The sequence below is a fragment of the Mycolicibacterium aubagnense genome (assembly GCF_010730955.1).
Classification (GTDB): domain Bacteria; phylum Actinomycetota; class Actinomycetes; order Mycobacteriales; family Mycobacteriaceae; genus Mycobacterium; species Mycobacterium aubagnense.
In genome coordinates, this window is record NZ_AP022578.1 from 231,660 (window position 1) to 249,244 (window position 17,585).

The following is a 17,585-nucleotide window of genomic DNA, read 5'->3' on the forward strand; positions in this document are numbered from 1 at the left end:
CTGTCTCATGACAGGCGGCTTTGCGAGGGATCCTCGAGGACACGATCCGTCGATAGTGATCATCGGGGCCGGCGTCGCGGGTATCGCCATGGCCCATCAGCTGAAGAGGTTCGGATTCACCAACTTCACCATGGTGGAAAAGGCTGCAGACATCGGCGGTGTCTGGCGCGACAACACCTATCCAGGAGCGGCTTGCGACGTGCCGTCAGCGTTGTACTCACTGTCGGAGATGCCCATCACTCGTTGGTCGAGACGGTATGCAGAACAGCCCGAGATACTCCAATATCTTCGCCGGCTCGTCCTGGCCGGCGGACTTGACCTGCAGCTGCGCACGCGGACCGAAGTCGTCGAGATGACCTTCGATGAACAGGCCGGCCGTTGGCGTTTGGTGACCGAATCCAGCGAGACGATCTGGTGCGATGTCGTGATTTCGGCCGTGGGGCAGCTCTCGCGACCTCATACGCCGAATATTGCCGGCGAAGACACCTTCGGGGGGCCGCGCTTTCATTCGGCGCGCTGGGACCATTCGGTATCACTGCGCGGCAAGGAAGTAGCCGTCATCGGGACAGGCGCAAGCGCGATACAGTTCGTACCACGGATCGCACACGAGGCACAGCGCGTAACGCTGTATCAGCGCACGGCACCGTGGATTTTGCCGAAGTGGGACAGCAAGTACGGACGTACTCACCACCAGCTCAGTACGGTCCTGCCGCTGTGGCTGCGCCTTGAGCGTTTCGCGGTATGGCTGATTTTTGAAGTGCTCGCAGTGACGTTGGTCGACGCGAAGCCCTTGTCACGCATCCTCGGCGCGATCGCCCGCTACCACCTCCGTCGGCAGGTTGCCGATCCATTGCTGCGCCGGCAACTCACGCCATCAGATGCGCCAGGGTGCAAGCGGGTGTTGTTCTCGAATGATTACTACCCCGCGATTGCCAACGGTGAAGTCTCGTTGGTGACCAACGCGGTTGCGAAGCTTTGCGACAAGGGAGTCGTGACCGACGATGGCGTTCTCCACCGCGCGGACGTCGTCATTTACGGAACAGGTTTCCGCGCTACCGACTTCCTCGCCCCGATGCGTGTTCGCGGCTGCGGCGGAGTGACTCTGGACGAGGTGTGGGGGACGCAGGCGCACGCATACCTGGGCATTACAGTCCCGATGTTCCCGAATCTCTTTCTCCTCTATGGCCCGAACACGAACGTCGGTTCCGGGTCCATCATTTACATGATCGAGTCTCAGGTCCGTCATATCAGCGCCCTCATCAAGATTTTGGCGAGTGATCCGGGGCGTACGGTCGACGTCAGGCCAGACATCGAGCAAAGCTACAACACCCGATTGGGCCGGCGGCTGCGAAGGTCGGTGTGGGCGCTTTGCGCGAGCTGGTACACGACCTCGAGTGGCGCGATCCCGACGAACTGGCCTGGGCCGACATTTGCCTACCGGATCCTTACCCGCAAACCACGCAGTCGCGATTATCTATTCAGGCACGTTGAACGCCTTTCAGTTAGACGGCCCGAGTGAGAACGGCGCGAGGCTGCGCAGATGATCCAGGTCGCAGGCGTGTCTAACATTTTATTGTTCACTGTTCAAATATTGACATTCAGCACATCTATGTAAACTATTATCAGATACCCGTGCAGCAGAGCGCCCAGGAGGCATCGTGGCTAATCAGCTTCTCGCACTCACGCGTCACCCCAAGGAGCGGTTGACGTCTGTCCTGTTGGCGCCCGCCCCCCGCGTCGTCGATGACAAATGGCGACAGTGGAGTCGGGACTGGAGAGTCCGGGAACTTGCGCCGGCCCCCGCCGGATCTGGGCTGAGAGCCGTCCTAGGGGACGCTGGACTCCCGTTGCTGGGGCACACTGTCGACTACATCCGATTTGGTTCAGAATTCAGTCGGGAGCGTTACGAACGTTTGGGCTCGGTCTCGTGGATGGGCGCATTCGGTACCAAAATGGTGGTCATCGCCGGTCCAGACGCAACGCGTGAGGCGTTCACAAGCGAAGCCAAGGCCTTTTCTCAAGATGGCTGGTCCTTCCTGATCGATGCTTTCTTCCATCGCGGTTTGATGCTCATGAGCTTCGACGAACATTTGATGCACCGGCGCATCATGCAGGAGGCGTTCACGCGTCCTCGCCTGACCGGATATGTCGGGCAGGTAGCCCCGAGCGTTCGCGCAGCCGTGCCCGCATGGCCGACCGGTCCGTCGGTCCGGATCTACCCGTTGTTAAAGAATCTCACCCTCGACATTGCCACGGATGTCTTCATGGGTGGCCGCGGCAAGGACGAGAGCGCTGCTGTCAACGAGGCGTTCGTCTCCACTGTTCGCGCGGCAAGTTCCTTCGTGCGAGTTCCACTCCCGGGCACCAGGTTCCGCGCCGGCGTGCATGGGCGCCGCGTGTTGGAGGACTACTTCTCCCGACACCTGCCGGCCGCGCGTGCAGGCGAGACCGACGATCTATTCGCCGCCCTCTGCCAGGCGACCACAGAAGACGGTGAACGGTTCTCCGACGAGGATGTGATCAACCACATGATCTTTCTCATGATGGCCGCCCATGACACCTCCACGATCACCACCACTGCTGTCACCTACTTCCTCGCTAAACATCCTGAGTGGCAGGAGAAGGCAGCGGCGGAGGCGCAGTCCTTCGGTCACGATTCGCCAGATATCGACGAACTGGAGCAGATGACGGTCCTCGATCTGATCCTCAAAGAAGCTCTGCGTCTGCTGGCGCCCGTTCCGCTGGTGATGCGCAAGACCGTCCGCGATGTCGCCATCGACGGCTATCACATCCCCCCAGAAACCTTGTGCGCAATCACACCCGCCGTAAATCACTTCGACCGCAGAATATGGAGCGACCCGGACCGTTTCGATCCGTCTCGCTTCGACGAGCCCCGGCGCGAGGACCAACAGCACCGATTCGCCTGGGTGCCGTTCGGCGGCGGAGCGCACAAATGCATTGGGATGCAGTTCGGCACACTCGAGGTGAAAGCAATCCTGCACCAGATGTTGCGTACCTACACTTGGACGGTCCCAAACAACTATCACGTGCGTTGGGACAACACCTCGCTGCCCATTCCCGTGGACGGACTGCCTGTGACGTTGCGGCACCGATGAGCGGTGAGAACTCGCCTTACCTGGAGCCCACGGAGTTCCTCGATTGGCAACATGAATCGGTACGCGACTTCGTTGCAGCGGCGACCCGCGGCGCGGTCGACGACACCACGAAGGCCATAGCCATCTTCACTGCTGTCCGCGACTCGATTTGGTATGACCCCTACACCGTGACCGATGACCCGCATGCGTATCGCGCCAGCACCATCGCAACTGCAGACCGCGCGTACTGCGTCCCGAAGGCGGTGCTCTTGACGGCGGCCTGCCGAGCAGCAGGCATCCCGGCGCGGCTGGGGTTCGCCGATGTCCGAAACCACCTTCAGACCGAGACATTGCGTGAGCGGATGGGCGGTACCGACGTCTTTGTCTACCACGGATACAGCCTCATGCATCTCGGCGGTGTCTGGGTCAAGGCAACTCCGGCGTTCAATCGCGAGCTATGCGCACGGTTCGGCGTCCCGCCAATTGATTTCGACGGACGCACAGACGCCCTGCTACACGGGTTCGCCGCTGACGGCACACAACACATGGAATATCTGAGGGATCGAGGCGCCTTCGACGATCTACCGCTGGCAGAGATCCTGCAAGCGCTCAGAACCCACTACGGGCCGCTCATAGGCGATGCGAGTCGCCATCCAGACCTGTTCGCCTGAAGGGCCGATGCGTAATGCACAGCACGATGCAAGACGTCCAGCTCACAATCTCGGCAATTGTCCGCCATGCCGCCTCCATTCACGGAAACAGCGAGGTGATCGCCCCCGACGGAACTGGATACCGAAGTATGTCCTACCGTAGCGACCTCGCTCCGCTGCAGGGATGCGGGAAGACGGTGTTGCGTTACGAGGAGATCCTGGCGCAGCAACCGGAGACTTTCGATTGGCCCGAGATCGATGGGCGTTCCGCCGCGGCCATGTGCTACACCAGCGGGACTACTGGAAATCCCAAAGGTGTTGTCTACAGCCACTGTTCGACCTACCTACATGCACTGACCGCCTGCACGTCGAACGCCCTGGCAGTGAGCGAGTCCGACCGTATCCTGGCCATTGTCCCGATGTTTCACGCCAATGGGTGGGGACTGATCTACGCGGCGTTGATGTCTGGTGCGGACTTGGTATTACCCGATCGCCATCTGCAAGCCGCGCCGCTGGTGTCGATCATCGAAGAGACTCAGCCGACTATCGCCGGTGCAGTGCCGACGATCTGGAACGATGTCGATCGATACCTGGAATCGAATCCCGCCCGGGACATCTCCTCACTTCGGCTGGTTGCCTGCGGGGGATCGGCAGTCCCCGTCTTGCTGATGGGGGCATTCGAAGACAACGTGCCTATCGTGCAGGCATGGGGCATGACCGAAACCTCGCCGCTGGCTACCGTCGCACGCGCAGCGCACGGAGTAGGCGAGACCCGTGCGTGCGAGATGCGCGAAAGCCAGGGTCGGCCGATGTGCGGTGTCGAGATCCGGTTGCATGACGACCACAAGAAGACCGTGCCGCGGGACGGTCGATCAGCGGGTGAAATACAGGCGCGAGGCCCGTGGATCACCGGCGCCTACTTCGGCGACGATGATCCGGACAAGTTCGACGGAGGGTGGCTGCGCACCGGCGACGTCGGCCGGATCGACCCGGACGGGTATCTCACGCTGACCGATCGTGCGAAGGACGTCATCAAGTCAGGTGGAGAATGGATCTCCTCAGTCGAGCTGGAAAACACGCTGACTGGTCACCCGGCGATCTACGAAGCTGCGGTGGTGGCAGTTCCCGACGACAAATGGCAGGAAAGACCGCTCGCCCTGGTCGTGGTTCACCGTGGAGCCGAGGTCGACATCGACCGACTGCGCGCGTTTCTGTTGGACAAGGTCGCCAAATGGTGGATCCCGGAGCGGTGGAGTTTCGTGTCTGAGATTCCCCGAACAAGCGTCGGAAAATACTACAAGAAGGCCATACGCGCGCGTCACTGCGCCGGCGAGTATCAGATCGAAACGTCCTAAGAAATCAAACCCATTGATATCGAACAGCCGAGAGGGAATCCTGTGACAGCATCAATTTCTCCCTGGATGAGCGCCGAATTGATCGAGCTTCGTGACCTTGCCGCGAAGTTCTTCTCGACCGAATTGGCACCACATGCGCAACGTTTCGCAGACCAGCACCAAGTTGACCGAGAATTGTGGCACAAAGCCGGCGAACTAGGCCTGCTCTGCATGTCCATACCCGAAGAATACGGCGGGGGAGGCGGCACATTCGCGCACGAAGCCGTCGTACTCGAAGAGCAAGCCCGAGTCGGGGACAGCTCATGGGGCGCAGGGCTGCACAGCGGAATCGTCGCGCACTACATCCTCCAGTATGCGGCCGAAGAACTACGGAGGCAGTGGCTGCCCAAGATGGCCTCAGGCGAAATGATCGGTGCGATCGCCATGACGGAGCCAGGGACCGGTTCTGATCTGCAGAGTGTCAAGACCAAAGCAATTCTTGACGGTGACGAGTACGTGATCACCGGCGCAAAGACCTTCATCACCAACGGTCAGCAAGCCGACCTGATCATCGTCGTCGCCAAGACAGATCCAAGTCAGGGCGCCGCCGGCATCTCGCTGATCGTCGCCGAAGCCGATCGACCCGGATTCCGGCGCGGCAAGGTCCTCGACAAAATCGGCCAACGCGGACAAGACACCTCCGAGTTGTTCTTCGACGACGTAAGAGTTCCCCGCTCGCACCTCCTGGGCGAGACCGAGGGTCACGGTTTCAGTCAGCTGATGACGCAGCTACCTCAAGAGCGGCTCATCGTCGCGGTTGGGGCGGTCGCGGCGATGGAACTTGCCGTGGAGCAGACACTCAAATACACCCGTGAGCGGGAAGCGTTCGGACGGCCCGTCTTCGGCTTCCAGAACACGAAATTCATCTTGGCCGAAGCTGCAACCGAAACGCGCATTGCACGAGTATTTTTGGACTACTGCATCGACCTACACCTCGCGGGCCAACTCGACGTCCAGACCGTCGCCATGGCGAAATGGTGGACCACTGAGCGAGCGATGAAGGTGCTCGATGACTGTTTGCAGCTTCACGGCGGATACGGGTACATGACCGAGTACCCCATCTCGAGATTGTGGGTGGACCAGCGCGTGCAGAAAATCTACGCCGGCACAAATGAGGTGATGAAGGAAATCATCTCGCGTTCCCTATGACCCTGAACGATTTGCCACCTGCACATTACTCACCTGGGAGGAGGATTGATGGCATCTACAGCGGTGCCATATCGCCACGAAATGAGTGGACACTGCGGATCGGGTGCCCTTCGGGACTTGATACCAGATGCTCCTATCTTCAGGCAATGAGTTCGTTGGTTCTTCTGCTGGGTTGGCGGAGGGCGTGGTAGATCTCGCGGGCGATGTAACGCTTGATGGAGCGCATGATCTCATTCTTGGTTTTGCCTTCGGCCAGGCGGTGAACGAACTAGTCGCGGGTGGGCTGATGACGGCGCATGCGCACCACCAGGATGACGTGCGGGGCACGGTTGGCGTCGCGATGGCCTCCCCAGTTGAGCCGATGGCGGATCGTTTTGCCGCTGGGGGCTTCCAGTGGGCTGACCCCGCAGAGTTTGGCCAAAGCGGCGTCGCTGCCGATCCGAGCGGGGTTGTCGCCGAGGGCGGTCAGTAGCCTGGCAGCGGTGTCGGGCCCGACGCTTTAGCTCGGATGCGGCGATGGCGGTGATGGTGTCGACGCGGCGTTCGAGTCGGGCGGCTTCGGTGTCCAGCTGGTGGCAACGTGCCGCATCGACTTGATCCCAGTAAAGAAAGTCCTCACACGGTCGGGTTGCGGGCGCTTGCAAGGTTCTGGACGGGGCATGGTGTCGCAGGGTGGGCTGCGCGCCGGACCCGGCAAGAGGTGACGAGGGACAAGCGTGCGCCTAGGGCGCAGTGGCGCGGCTTGCGTGACTTGGGCTTGGTGTAGAGAGCCGGCGTTGTTCGGGATATTGGCTTGTGGTTCGTGGCAGCGGACGGGAGCGCCAGCGGACGGTAGCCGCCACGGTGTCGTTGGGCTAAAGGCCCCGTGCTGTCACGAGGTCGATGAGGGATTTCGCGGCCTGCCCCAGGTCATCGAGGATGCGGTAGCCTTTGTCGGCGGTGGCGTATGACGGGTAGCCGATGACACCACTGGAGGTATAGGCGCGCATGCCGACGGTGGTCAGGTAGCGCAGGTCGGTGGCGGCGTGTTCGGCGCTGGCCCATCCGTCGCGCAGGTAGTCGGGGTAGGCGGCCAGCAGGATCGACGCTTCCAGCTCACTTGCATGTATGTCGTCGTGCATGGTGCTCACCAGTGCCGCAGCGGTGCGGGCGTGGTCCCAGTCTTCTCGGCTGGGGTAGAGGCCTAGTGTGATGGCGGCGCCGGACCGGTTGGCTTGCTGAACGCTGTTGGTGAGTACGGCGTTGCCGCCGTGAACCGTCCTGGGTCTGGTGGAGTCCGTGATCGCACCAGGAGGATGTGGCTGTGGCTGCACAGAGGAAGTTCGACCCGGAGACCCGTGAGCGGGCGGTACGGATGTATCAGGACCGGATTGCGCAGGTTGGTGGTTCCAAGCGGGGCGCTCGTCGGCATGTCGGGGAGATTCTCGGGATCAATGAGGCCACGTTGCGCAACTGGGTCGAAGCTCGCTACGGGACGAGCACTTCCACACCCCGCGATGAGGGCCAGGACCCGGCTGCTGAGCTCACAGCATTACGCAGGGAGAACGCTGAATTACGCAGGGCCAATGAGATTTTGAAGACCGCGACAGCGTTTTTCGCGGCGGCGGAGGTCGACCGCCGACTTCGGTGATCGTCGAGCACGGCCTGCCGATCGCCCCGTCCACGTACTACGCGGCCAAAGCCCGTGGCCCGGTCAGCGACGCCGCCTGGGCCGAGGCCCACGCCGCCAACACCGTGCACCGGCTCTATGTGGCCAACCGCCGGCTCTACGGGGTCCGCAAGCTGTGGCACGCGATGAAACATGCTGGTCACGAGATGGGCAGGGACCAGGTGGCCCGGTTGATGCGGATCTGCGGCATCACGGGAACCGTGCGCGGCAAGCGGTCCACGATCACCACCGCCGCAGACCCGGTGCAGCGCGGCACCCTGATTTGATCGACCGAAAGTGGGGTGCCCCGACCCGGCCCGATCAATGGTGGGTCGCTGATTTCACCTACGTGTGGACACTGCAGGGGTTCGTTTACACGGCGTTCTGTGTTGATGTGTTCTCCCGCCGGATTCTGGGATGGCGGGTCATGTCGACCAAGGCCACACCGTTGGTGACCAGCGTCCTGGAACAGGCTGTGTTCACCCGCAAGAGAACAGATTTCCGTTTCACCACAACAGGTTTGGTCCAGAGCCTGTCAAGTTTTCTGTGTAAATCGCCTGTCTGATTGTTCGTCTGAGTAGTTGTTGTGGTGCTTACAGATAGCGTTCGATGCGCTCTGGGTAAACCAGGGCGAGTTGTTCGAGTGCCTTCTTCCAGTTGGTGACCACCTGTCCTTCCACGAGGCGTCCGGGAGCTGTCCGGCCCTGCTTCTTGCCGCGCTCTTTGGCCCGCTGCGCGGCGCGTTTGTCTTCGATGTTGCAGATCGCCAGCCACAGCAATTTCACCACTGAGGCATCGTTGGGGAACTGGCCGCGGTTCTTGATGATCTTGCGCAGTTGATAGTTCAGCGACTCGATCGAGTTGGTCGTGTAGATCACCCGGCGCAGCTCGGGCGGGAACGCCAGAAACGGGATGAACTGTTCCCACGCGCGTTCGAAAACCATAGTCACCGTGGGGTTTTTCTTCCCCAGCTCCGATGCGGTGAACGCGTCCAACTCCACCTGTGCAGCCTCGGCATTGGGTGCGGTGTAGATCGGCTTGAGGGCGGCGGCCACCGCCTTACGATCGGCGTAGGACACGAACCGCAGTGCGTTGCGGATCAGATGCACCACACAGGTCTGCACCGCGGCCTGCGACCAGGTCGCCGCGATGGCCTCGGGGAACCCCGTCAGCCCGTCGCAGCACACGATCAGCACGTCCTTGACACCCCGGTTGGCCAGGTCCGCGCATACCGACGCCCAGAACGAGGCGCCCTCGTTGGGCTGGACCCAAATCCCCAGAACATGCTTGACCCGGCCATATCCACGCCGACCGCGATATGGGCGGCCTTGTTGCGGGTGTGCCCGCCGTCTTTGACCTTCACGATCAGTGCGTCAAGGTAGATCACCGGATACAACGGCTCCAGCGGCCGACGCTGCCACGACAGGACCTCGTCGGAGATCTCGTCGACGATCTTGGAGATCGTCTCATGCGACACCTCGGTCCCAATCGTGGACTGAAGGTGAAATTGTATGTCCCGCAATGTCATTCCACCGGCATACAGGAGATGATCATGTCATCGAGCCCGCCGATCCGGCGCTGGCCTTTAGGTACCAGGGTCGGGGTGAACGAGCCGTCACGGTCTCGCGGCACCTCCAGAGGCACCGGGCCGGCCTCGGTGAGCACCGTCTTGGGCGAGGAGCCGTTGCGGGCGTTGGGCAGCACCCGGCCGGCCGGGTCGCCCTTCTCGTAGCCCAGATGGTCGGTCAGCTCGGCGGCCAGCCCGCGTTCGAGGGCCAGCTTGATCAGCCCGGGCAGCAGCCCGCCTTCACCGGTCAGCGCGACCTCACCAGTATCGACCTGCGCCAGCAGCTCATCGACCGCGCCCGATGCCCGAAGCGCCTCGGCCATCTCCACCGTGGACGCCGCCTCAACCAGCGCCGAATCCATGTTCTTGCCTGTCGTCACGTCCTGCGATCCTTCCGTTAACAGGACTTACACAGACCATTTGACACGCCCTTGGTCCATCACTCCGATGCCGGCAGCCAGTACACCTCACTGGCGTTCACTGACGCACTACGCGACTCTGGCATCGCCGGGTCCATCGGTTCGATCGGTGATGCCCTCGACAACGCGTTGATGGAATCAGCGATCGGACTCTACAAAACCGAACTGATCGACCGCGACCAATCCTGGACCGGCCGGGCCGAAGTCGAACGCGAAACAGCCACCTGGGTGCATTGGTACAACACCACCCGCTTGCACTCTTCGCTCGGCTATCTCTCGCCGACTGCCTACGAAAACGGCTACCGTGACACCGTCACCGCCGTACCGGAGGTGGCCTAACTAAGGTCTCCATCCAGACCAGGACGCTTCACTCAAACAGCCATGGTCCTGGGCCAGGGCGCCCGTGATGCCGGGGCGGTGCGCGAGGAAATAGATGACCGCACCCCCGGCGTGGGCTACGTGATGATCGACGGCGCCGCACAACCTACGCGGGTGCGGGCGTTCCACGTCACTGATCCTGACATCGCCGCACTGGTCCGCTCGTTTCGTGCACCCGGGCCGCGTCGACGCACCGCGACGGGCAACGACAGCACCGGCACCGAGGACCAGGGGTAAACGATGGCCACCGCCGCGGCGTCATCGACTGGACAGGATCGGTAACCGGCGATCACGCTGCCGGGTATCCCCACAACGCCCGGCACCGTCCTGGACGTCGATACGGTGATCAGCCAGATGGTGCGGCGCGCCTCCACAGTAGGGTTCGATCAGTGGTGGCGGCGCGCCGAATCAGTCGGGTTCTGCGCCCACCCCATCCAACTGGCCGGTGTCGACCGCTTCGGGCGTGCGCAGGTGGCGTGGACCCGCTGCAACAATCGCCGTGCCCACATCTGCCCATCGTGTTCGGATCTCTATGCCCGGGACACCTGGCAGCTGGTGCATGCCGGCGCCGCCGGTGGCCACCACAACGTCCCGCCAGCGTCAGTGTCCGCCCGCAGGTGTTTCTGACGTTGACTGCGCCTGGCTTCGGCGCCGTGCATGGCGCCACACCGGCCAGCCCGAACGGTGCATCCATGGGAAACTGTTGTCGTGCAACCACATTCACGACCACACTGATCCACTTGTCGGCCAGCCCTTGTGCGGACCCTGCTACGACTACCTGTCCCACGTGCTGTTTTTCAGCTGGCACCTGCCCGAACCGTGGCGGCGCTTTACGATCGCCCTGCGCCGCGCCGTTCGGCAGGAACTGAAGGTCCTAGGTTGTGATCTGGATTCGGTGCGCGTCAGTTTCGTCAAAGTCGTCGAAAAGCAAGCTCGCGCCGTCCCGCACATCCACGCTCTCATTCGCCTCGACCCGCCAACGACGAGACCACGGCATCGCGATCACCGTCCCGAACCCGCACCGGGCAGTTGCTGGTCACACCATTCACACTCCCGGCGATGAGGACACTGCTGCCGCGGTTGCCGTGCGGTTCGGCACTCAGATCGACACTCAATCGCTGACTGCCGAATCATCGGTCATCCACGATGCTTCAAATGCCGGCCTGGCCAGCGGGTTTTCTGCGCGCCGCGTGGCCTGCTACCTCGCCAAATACGTCACCAAGAGCCTGCAGGACTTCGGGATAGCCGCCCGCCGCCTGTCCACCGAAGCCATTGCCGCCCTTGATGTTACCGAGCACACCCGGTCTATTCTGTTCGCGATTGCTGCTCTTGATCACCACGCCGTCACCGATGCCGCGCGCGAGTCGCCATGGACCGGGATAGGCCGGTGGCTACACACCCTGGGCTACCGCGGCCACATCACCACCAAATCTCGCCACTACTCGACCACCATGACAGCACTACGTGTCCACCGCGCTGAATGGACCGCAACCAAGACGCCAAAACCGCAGCAGCGCAACATGATCAGATGGATACCGCGGACCAGATTGGATGGGAAATCGATCGCGCTGGTCATGCTACGACAGGCGACCGAGTCCTGGCTGTTTCGGCCAGCCTGCGACATATCAAGACCAGGCGCACCGGATTGGTGGAGGTCCGTGACCAGCAATCGGATCGACCAAGGCGCCGTGATGATTGACAACTCCAACACCGCGCACCCGCACTCCGAAGGCGGCGACCAAGTCAGTGCTCGGATTTTGTCAGAGGGAGGTGCTGAAATCGTGGTGCCCGAAGACTATGTCCTCCCGTGCGAAGCTAACCGCGCCCTGATCCGCGTAATACTGGCTATACGGGACCGGACGCTCGGAGGAGACAGGGGAGTCGCGTGAGCATGAGGTTCGCCTTTTATGGCCGAGTAAGCACCGAGGACGCTCAAGATCGAGAGGCGAGCCGTAGTTGGCAGAAGCGACGGGCAGTCGATCTGATCGCTCCGCACGGGGGCGCAATCGTCACTGATTACTTCGATATCGGACAGAGTCGTTCTCTCCCGTGGAAGCGCAGGCCCGAGGCCTCGCGACTCCTCGCTGATGTCACGACCAGAGACCGCGGCTTCGATGCTGTAGTGATCGGGGAACCGGCCCGTGCCTTCTATGGGCCGCAGTTCGCCCTCACCTTCCCGGTGCTCACGCACTACGGCGTCGGCCTATGGGTGCCGGCGGTTGGCGGCGCGGTTGCCCCCGGCTCCGAAGCGCACGACTTGGTGATGACGCTTTTCGGCGGGATGAGCAAGGGCGAGCGTGCGCGAATCCAGATGCGCGTCCGTACGGCGATGTCCGCTCTCGCGCAGGACACGTCCCGATATCTCGGTGGTCGACCACCGTACGGCTACCGGCTCGTCGACGCCAGCCCGCACCCGAACCCTGCAAAAGCGAATCTTGGCCAGCGGCTTCACCGCCTCGAACGCGACCCGGTGACCGCTCCGATCGTCGAGCGGATCTACCGAATGTACGCCGATGGGGCTGGCCTGCGGTACATCGCGCAGCAGCTCACCGATGATGGCGTACCGTCGCCGAGCCAGTATGACCCGGCCCGGAATAGTCATCGCGATCCGCGTGGATGGTCCCATTCAGCGATCCGCGCGATTCTCGACAACCCTGCCTATCGGGTGTCCGCGTATGGGGCAAGCAGGAGAAATACGAGGTGCTGGTCGACCCCGATGACGTCGCCGCTGGGTATGCCACGCGAATGCGATGGCGGAACCATGGGGACTGGATCACCCCCGACCGGCGGACGCACGCGGCCTTGGTTTCCGATGAACTGGCAGAAGCTGTTCGTCTTCGGATACAGAGCCGGCGGGGTCCAGGTCTTGTATGCAGCAGAGAATCGACCGTGCCGTACGCGCTGCGTGGGCTGCTCTACTGCGCCGCGTGCGGCCGGCGTATGCAGGGCGCAGCGCGTCCAGGAAAGCAAACAACGCGCATTCTCTATCGCTGCGAGTTTGGTAAGTCGCGTTCGGTACCTGTCGATCTGAGCGATCACCCGCGCAGTGTCTACCTCCGTAAGGACGTGTTGACGCCTCGGCTCGATAACTGGATCGCCAGTCTTGCAAATCCTGACGACCTGGCGCGGGGGCAGGACATTGACCCAACTGCAGGGACCGGCTACGCCGCTCTGCAGCGCTAACTAGGTGAAGTGAATCACAAGATCGCTGCCTTGGTCAGCGCGGTGGAATCTGGTGTGGCCGTTGAGGATTTGACGGCTGCGTTACGGCGTCGCACCGCTGAACGTGACGAGCTAAGGGCCAGCCTTGAGCGAACTGAGCTGCCAAACGTCCTGTCGGCAACACAGATCAGCGAGATAGTCGAAGCGCTAGGTGGTTTATCTGCCGTACTTGGTGAGGCGACCGGGGCCGAACGCGCCGAGGTGTACGCGAGCTTGGGCCTGCGTCTTGATTACGACCCGCATCTTCAGCGAGTCACGGCGACTGCCGACTTAAGTCGTGTCGCCCGACGTGTCCGAGGGCGTTGTTGTCGGGGATGTCGGTCCAGCGTTGGTCGTTGGCTCTCCACATGCGGTCGCATTGGTCGCATTGATGGCGGAAGTGCGCGAGGTACGCCAGCGCAACGTAGAAGAGCCGATCACTGAATGCGGGGATGCGGCCGGCGATGACGGAGTTTGGTTGTTGTTGTAGGGATGGGGCCAGGTGATGATCGAGACGGTCAGAAACACCACTTCGGTGTTGCGCGCGTTCGGGTTTTCGCCGGGCACCATCAGCGGCGGGATGCGCGTAGTCGACAGCGGCGATCCCATCGGCGTGGTCAGGTGCGCCCGCAGGGCATCGGTTGCCGGCGTGTGCATGTGCTGACTCTCCTTGCGGTACTGCAGGGTTTGCCGTGGCGTCCCGGGTATGGTCACGATCCCTTGTCCTGCTTGCGTGTTCGGCATTTGTGGCCGGTTGACGGCATCGGTTCAAAGCAGGTCTGGCGTCGCGGCGAGCAGGACAAGTGGCGGATGCCTTGTCCGCAGGTCACCGGCTGTCCGCATTCGGTGCACGCCGGCCATCGGGTCGCCGGTGGCGCGAAAGATGTTGGACGTCCTAGTGGTAGCGGCAGGGGACCGTCGGCGGGCACGATGCGTTCGGCGGGTCCGCTGGCTGCCGGGAGTGTTCCGGGTGTCGCCCGGCTCTCCGTAGGGGCTTGATGCGTGGTGACAGGTGCAGTCATGGTGTGGTGCACAGCCTTTCGCAGCCCCAACGGGAGCGTCGTTAGCGTTCGGTCAGCGTGGTGGTGCCGGTGAACGGGTCGGTGTAGGTGGTGTCGTGCAGGTGGCTCGGGATGGTCAAGACCGCAGACAGCAGTGCGAAGAATGTCCAGACGGCCAACAGGGACGCGGCGCCGGTGCCGACGATCATGGGCCACCAGCGGATGGTGGGCGGCGTGCGGAATCGGTTGGTGGTCGAGGGGGATACGCGGCGGCGCGGCGGCGGGGCTGGACTGGGGTCCAAGATGGTGACCATCGGTGCATGGGTGTCGGCGCCGAGGAACAGGGTGTCGTCGACGTCGCCGGCTTCGGGGGTGAGGGGCCACCAGTCGGACGAGCCATCAACGGCGAGCCAACCTTCGAGAAGGCCGTAGGCCGCGGCGGCCAGAAAGATCGCGGGCAGTTGTGCGACCAGCCAGGGGATCAGGATCGTGGCGGTGAGTGCGACCGAGGTGGGGTCGTAGAACGGCAGCGGAAGCGCGCAGGGGATGGAGGCCCAGATCAGGGCGGGGATGGGGTAGGCGCGTAGGCGTTCGGGAATGAGCCGGGTGAGTTGGTGGTAGAGGACTTTTCCGAGTGCCCAGCCGATCGGGGCGATGGCGGCGCAGACCAAGACCAGAACGATTTCTACGGCGCCCACGCCGCTGCCGTCGAGGCGGTAGATCAGCGGTGGGGTGATTTTGTCGTCGTGGGGATCGGGCCGTGCGCCGACTTCGCCGCGGACGCGGGCGCGGATTCGCTTACCGAGGAGCTCGGCGCGGCGGGTTTGAAACATGAAAACGCCGGTGTGCGCGGCGATCCAGGCGCGGCGCTGGTCGTCGAAAACCTCAGCGGGCATTGACGTCGACCTCCTGCGGCGGCCGCATCTCGGCCAGCAGTTTGCGCACGTCGGTGAGGACTCCGACGCTCTGCTCGACGAGGTCTTCGCAGACTTTCAGGACGGTCTGGACGTGGGCGGCGTCGCTGCTGGCGCATACCGGTTCGCCGCCGTCGAGAATCGCCGCCGAGGTGCCTTCGGCCCATCCGAGGGCCTGGTCCAGGCGGGTCAGTGTGCGCGTGGACAGGGTGCGGTCGCCGGTGGTGGCTTTGTGCAGGGTGCTGCGGTCCGGCCCGCCGCGGCGGGCGAGCTCGATGCGGCTCATCCGCAGGGCGCCGATGCGGATGGATACGTAGTGATCGAGCCGGGCCGGCCCTGACGATGGAATCTTCACACCCATGAAGCTACCTATTTTCCTCCTAATTCGTCTATCAATGTCGACATATTCACCCATAAACGTCTACTGTCACCCATGAAGCTACTCATGTCCGGGTTTCGTCGGTAGGACACGAGCGCCGGAGTAGACCAGGAAAGGCAGGGAAACCGTCATGAAGACGTTGATGGCGGCCGGGGCGGTTCTCGCCAGTGCCGTTGTGTTGTTGCTGAGCATCGTTGCGGCGCTGATCGCCGTGGTGGTGGACGCCATCGTCAAGCTGTTGCCGCTGATCGTGCTGGTCTTGGTCGCGGTGGCGGTGGTGCACTGGCGGCGGGGCCGAAAAGCAGCAGTGCGCCGATGATGCCCGGCTGCGCACCCAGTGGTCCCGAATCACCACTGAGCCTGCGGTGGCTCGTCCGGCGGTACCGCTGCCGGTCCGAAGCGCACCTCGCGGGCGGTGTACCTGGTGCGCGGAGACGACAGCGGTTTGAGCAGCGGCCGCGAGGACGGCTACGTGAAAGTGGCCGCCGCCCAGCTGCCCCCGGCTCGCGATGCCCACGCTCCTGCGCGACGTACAGCGCGGCCGACCTCGGGGCGCGTACACCGGCGCGCGGTGCGGAGGGCTCGGCCGTGAGCATTGGTAGTGATAAGGACTGGCTACGTTCGATCGGCGTCAGCACCGCGGCTGAACGCAACCTGGACCCGGTGGACCTTGATGATGACGAGGCCGACCACGAACTACCGGCAGCGCCGACGCCAACCCCACCCTCGGCAGCGGCTGATCCCGAGGACGGCGCGCCCACGATCGGGGACTCCAGCGAGCCGGCTGGCGCGCGGCCCGATCAGGGTGAGCCAGCGCCGGCCGATGTCGCAGACCGTGCGGGGGTGGCAGCCAACGGTGAAGCTGCACCGGGCAATTCAGATGATTCCGGCAATGATCCGGAACGCCGGTCGTGGCGCTTCAACCCCTGGGTCGCTGCGGTCTCACTCGGGGCCGTCGCCGCGTGCACGCTAGTGACCTGGGGCGTGACCGTGCTGACCTCTACGCCGGCGCCGCCCCCGTCTCGCCCTCAGGCCGCAGCGCGCATGCCGGTTCAGCAAGTGCCGCCGCCACCGACCGGCGCCAATCCGGCATCGGCCGACGCGCCGATTCCGTTCACTGCAAGCGCAGACTGCCCGGTCGGGTCGACGTCGGCCAACAGCCTCTCCGACCCTCAGGCCCTGGCCCCGTGGATTTGCGTGCGTCCTGTTGACGGGCAAGTCGTGCACATCGACCTGGGCCGGGACTACGTGATCACGGCTGTGGCGATCGTGCCGGGCGCGGTCAAACCCGGCCCGGGCGACCAGGGCGACCCGTGGTTATTGCACCGCGTGGTGAGCCGATTGCAGTGGGGCTTCAACGATCTGCAGCAGACAACCAAACCGCAGGACACCGGCAACAAGCGCGGCGAGGTGGTCATGGCGATCCCGAGTGTTCACGCATCGGCGATCACGGTCACGATTCAGCAGACCAGCCGACCGCCTGTAGCGGCACCGACCCCGACCGCACCGGCGGGCGCCCCGGGCGGGGGAATGCTGGGATCGATTCTTGGCTCACCGAACAGCGACAATCCCCCGCCGGCGACCACTGCCAATTCCGATCCGGATTCGCAGGACCCCAGCGGCGGCACGTTCGCCGTCAGCTCCATCAAGATCATCGGACATAGGGCGAGCTGATGTCACCTATCACCAACACCTGGCGCAAGCGTCTGAGCACGGGGGGTCTCCTTACGCGCCGTACAGCGTTGGCCCTCTTGATCGGGTCGTCGTCGATCAACGGACTGCACATCGCC

At 63.1% G+C, this 17,585-nt stretch carries 15 protein-coding genes and 5 pseudogenes; 14 read left to right on the plus strand and 6 right to left on the minus strand.

Features of this window, described 5'->3' with window-relative positions; genetic code table 11:
• Nucleotides 1-7: 7 nt before the first annotated feature.
• The 5 genes from G6N59_RS30335 to G6N59_RS30355 all read left to right on the plus strand — a co-directional run bounded on the left by G6N59_RS30335 (nt 8) and on the right by G6N59_RS30355 (nt 6,288).
• The gene (locus G6N59_RS30335) at nt 8-1,519 is read left to right on the plus strand and encodes a flavin-containing monooxygenase (protein ID WP_138233490.1); all 1,512 of its coding nucleotides are present in this window, start codon (nt 8-10) and stop codon (nt 1,517-1,519) included.
• A 139-nt stretch (nt 1,520-1,658) separates the two neighbouring features.
• Nucleotides 1,659-3,116 (plus strand): cytochrome P450, encoded by a 1,458-nt coding sequence (locus tag G6N59_RS30340; RefSeq protein ID WP_138233484.1) that lies wholly within the window; start codon nt 1,659-1,661, stop codon nt 3,114-3,116.
• On the plus strand, nt 3,113-3,766 hold the full coding sequence (locus tag G6N59_RS30345) for a transglutaminase-like domain-containing protein (protein WP_138233485.1): 654 nt from the start codon (nt 3,113-3,115) through the stop codon (nt 3,764-3,766). Before G6N59_RS30340 ends, G6N59_RS30345 begins: the two co-directional genes overlap by 4 nt.
• 26 nt (nt 3,767-3,792) lie before the next feature.
• Nucleotides 3,793-5,100, plus strand: a complete 1,308-nt coding sequence (locus tag G6N59_RS30350; RefSeq protein ID WP_138233486.1) for a long-chain-fatty-acid--CoA ligase — start codon at nt 3,793-3,795, stop codon at nt 5,098-5,100.
• 66 nt (nt 5,101-5,166) lie between these two features.
• Nucleotides 5,167-6,288: an acyl-CoA dehydrogenase family protein gene (locus G6N59_RS30355; RefSeq protein WP_179970399.1), complete on the plus strand. Its 1,122-nt coding sequence runs from the start codon at nt 5,167-5,169 to the stop codon at nt 6,286-6,288.
• 268 nt (nt 6,289-6,556) lie between these two features.
• On the opposite strand, the gene G6N59_RS31425 is transcribed toward G6N59_RS30355, so the two are convergent.
• The gene (locus tag G6N59_RS31425) at nt 6,557-6,757 is read right to left on the minus strand and encodes a transposase (RefSeq protein WP_306789655.1); all 201 of its coding nucleotides are present in this window, start codon (nt 6,755-6,757) and stop codon (nt 6,557-6,559) included.
• A 385-nt stretch (nt 6,758-7,142) separates the two neighbouring features.
• Nucleotides 7,143-7,601: a creatininase family protein gene (locus G6N59_RS30365; protein ID WP_138233488.1), complete on the minus strand. Its 459-nt coding sequence runs from the start codon at nt 7,599-7,601 to the stop codon at nt 7,143-7,145.
• Between G6N59_RS30365 and G6N59_RS30370 the strand changes: the two are divergent.
• A pseudogene (locus G6N59_RS30370) lies at nt 7,592-8,462 on the plus strand (IS3 family transposase); the annotation flags it as partial. The gene G6N59_RS30365 and the pseudogene G6N59_RS30370 overlap by 10 nt on opposite strands.
• 67 nt (nt 8,463-8,529) lie before the next feature.
• On the opposite strand, the pseudogene G6N59_RS30375 reads toward G6N59_RS30370, so the two are convergent.
• A pseudogene (locus G6N59_RS30375) lies at nt 8,530-9,883 on the minus strand (IS256 family transposase).
• Nucleotides 9,884-9,928: 45 nt separating this feature from the next.
• Between G6N59_RS30375 and G6N59_RS30380 the strand changes: the two are divergent.
• The 6 genes and pseudogenes from G6N59_RS30380 to G6N59_RS31430 form a co-directional block, all read left to right on the plus strand.
• Nucleotides 9,929-10,261, plus strand: a pseudogene (locus tag G6N59_RS30380) (transposase); the annotation flags it as partial.
• A 30-nt stretch (nt 10,262-10,291) separates the two neighbouring features.
• Nucleotides 10,292-10,537, plus strand: a pseudogene (locus G6N59_RS30385) (FtsK/SpoIIIE domain-containing protein); the annotation flags it as partial.
• A gap of 117 nt (nt 10,538-10,654) precedes the next feature.
• Nucleotides 10,655-10,927 carry a replication initiator gene (locus G6N59_RS32005; RefSeq protein ID WP_407665932.1) on the plus strand — a complete coding sequence of 91 codons (273 nt, stop codon included), beginning with the start codon at nt 10,655-10,657 and terminating at the stop codon, nt 10,925-10,927.
• A complete protein-coding gene (locus G6N59_RS32010) occupies nt 10,860-11,363 on the plus strand; it encodes a replication initiator (protein WP_407665927.1) in 504 nt (167 codons plus the stop codon). Before G6N59_RS32005 ends, G6N59_RS32010 begins: the two co-directional genes overlap by 68 nt.
• Complete coding sequence (locus tag G6N59_RS32015) at nt 11,344-12,189, plus strand: replication initiator (RefSeq protein WP_407665933.1); 846 nt, start codon at nt 11,344-11,346, stop codon at nt 12,187-12,189. Before G6N59_RS32010 ends, G6N59_RS32015 begins: the two co-directional genes overlap by 20 nt.
• A pseudogene (locus G6N59_RS31430) lies at nt 12,186-13,822 on the plus strand (recombinase family protein); the annotation flags it as partial. The gene G6N59_RS32015 and the pseudogene G6N59_RS31430, both read left to right, overlap by 4 nt.
• Here G6N59_RS31430 and G6N59_RS31440 read toward each other — a convergent pair.
• The 3 genes from G6N59_RS31440 to G6N59_RS30405 all read right to left on the minus strand — a co-directional run bounded on the left by G6N59_RS31440 (nt 13,793) and on the right by G6N59_RS30405 (nt 15,771).
• Entirely contained in the window at nt 13,793-14,215 is a 423-nt protein-coding gene (locus G6N59_RS31440; RefSeq protein WP_234884492.1) for a hypothetical protein, read from the minus strand. The pseudogene G6N59_RS31430 and the gene G6N59_RS31440 overlap by 30 nt on opposite strands.
• A gap of 349 nt (nt 14,216-14,564) precedes the next feature.
• On the minus strand, nt 14,565-15,398 hold the full coding sequence (locus G6N59_RS30400; RefSeq protein WP_138233491.1) for a hypothetical protein: 834 nt from the start codon (nt 15,396-15,398) through the stop codon (nt 14,565-14,567).
• The gene (locus tag G6N59_RS30405; protein ID WP_138233492.1) at nt 15,388-15,771 is read right to left on the minus strand and encodes a helix-turn-helix domain-containing protein; all 384 of its coding nucleotides are present in this window, start codon (nt 15,769-15,771) and stop codon (nt 15,388-15,390) included. The genes G6N59_RS30400 and G6N59_RS30405 overlap by 11 nt, the downstream gene beginning before the upstream one ends.
• A gap of 154 nt (nt 15,772-15,925) precedes the next feature.
• Between G6N59_RS30405 and G6N59_RS30410 the strand changes: the two genes are divergently transcribed.
• Together G6N59_RS30410 and G6N59_RS30415 are read left to right on the plus strand one after the other, a co-directional pair.
• Complete coding sequence (locus G6N59_RS30410; RefSeq protein ID WP_163912289.1) at nt 15,926-16,114, plus strand: hypothetical protein; 189 nt, start codon at nt 15,926-15,928, stop codon at nt 16,112-16,114.
• 269 nt (nt 16,115-16,383) lie between these two features.
• A complete protein-coding gene (locus tag G6N59_RS30415) occupies nt 16,384-17,469 on the plus strand; it encodes a hypothetical protein (RefSeq protein ID WP_138233494.1) in 1,086 nt (361 codons plus the stop codon).
• Nucleotides 17,470-17,585 lie beyond the last annotated feature (116 nt).

Excerpts from the sequence above, each read along its gene's own strand:
- G6N59_RS30335 (WP_138233490.1), top strand. The coding sequence starts at position 8 with ATGACAGGCGGCTTTGCGAGGGATCCTCGAGGACACGATCCGTCGATA.
- G6N59_RS30345 (WP_138233485.1), top strand. The coding sequence starts at position 3,113 with ATGAGCGGTGAGAACTCGCCTTACCTGGAGCCCACGGAGTTCCTCGAT.
- G6N59_RS30350 (WP_138233486.1), top strand. The coding sequence starts at position 3,793 with ATGCAAGACGTCCAGCTCACAATCTCGGCAATTGTCCGCCATGCCGCC.
- G6N59_RS30355 (WP_179970399.1), top strand. The coding sequence starts at position 5,167 with ATGAGCGCCGAATTGATCGAGCTTCGTGACCTTGCCGCGAAGTTCTTC.
- G6N59_RS32005 (WP_407665932.1), top strand. The coding sequence starts at position 10,655 with ATGGTGCGGCGCGCCTCCACAGTAGGGTTCGATCAGTGGTGGCGGCGC.
- G6N59_RS32010 (WP_407665927.1), top strand. The coding sequence starts at position 10,860 with ATGCCGGCGCCGCCGGTGGCCACCACAACGTCCCGCCAGCGTCAGTGT.
- G6N59_RS30400 (WP_138233491.1), bottom strand. The coding sequence starts at position 15,398 with ATGCCCGCTGAGGTTTTCGACGACCAGCGCCGCGCCTGGATCGCCGCG.
- G6N59_RS30410 (WP_163912289.1), top strand. The coding sequence starts at position 15,926 with ATGAAGACGTTGATGGCGGCCGGGGCGGTTCTCGCCAGTGCCGTTGTG.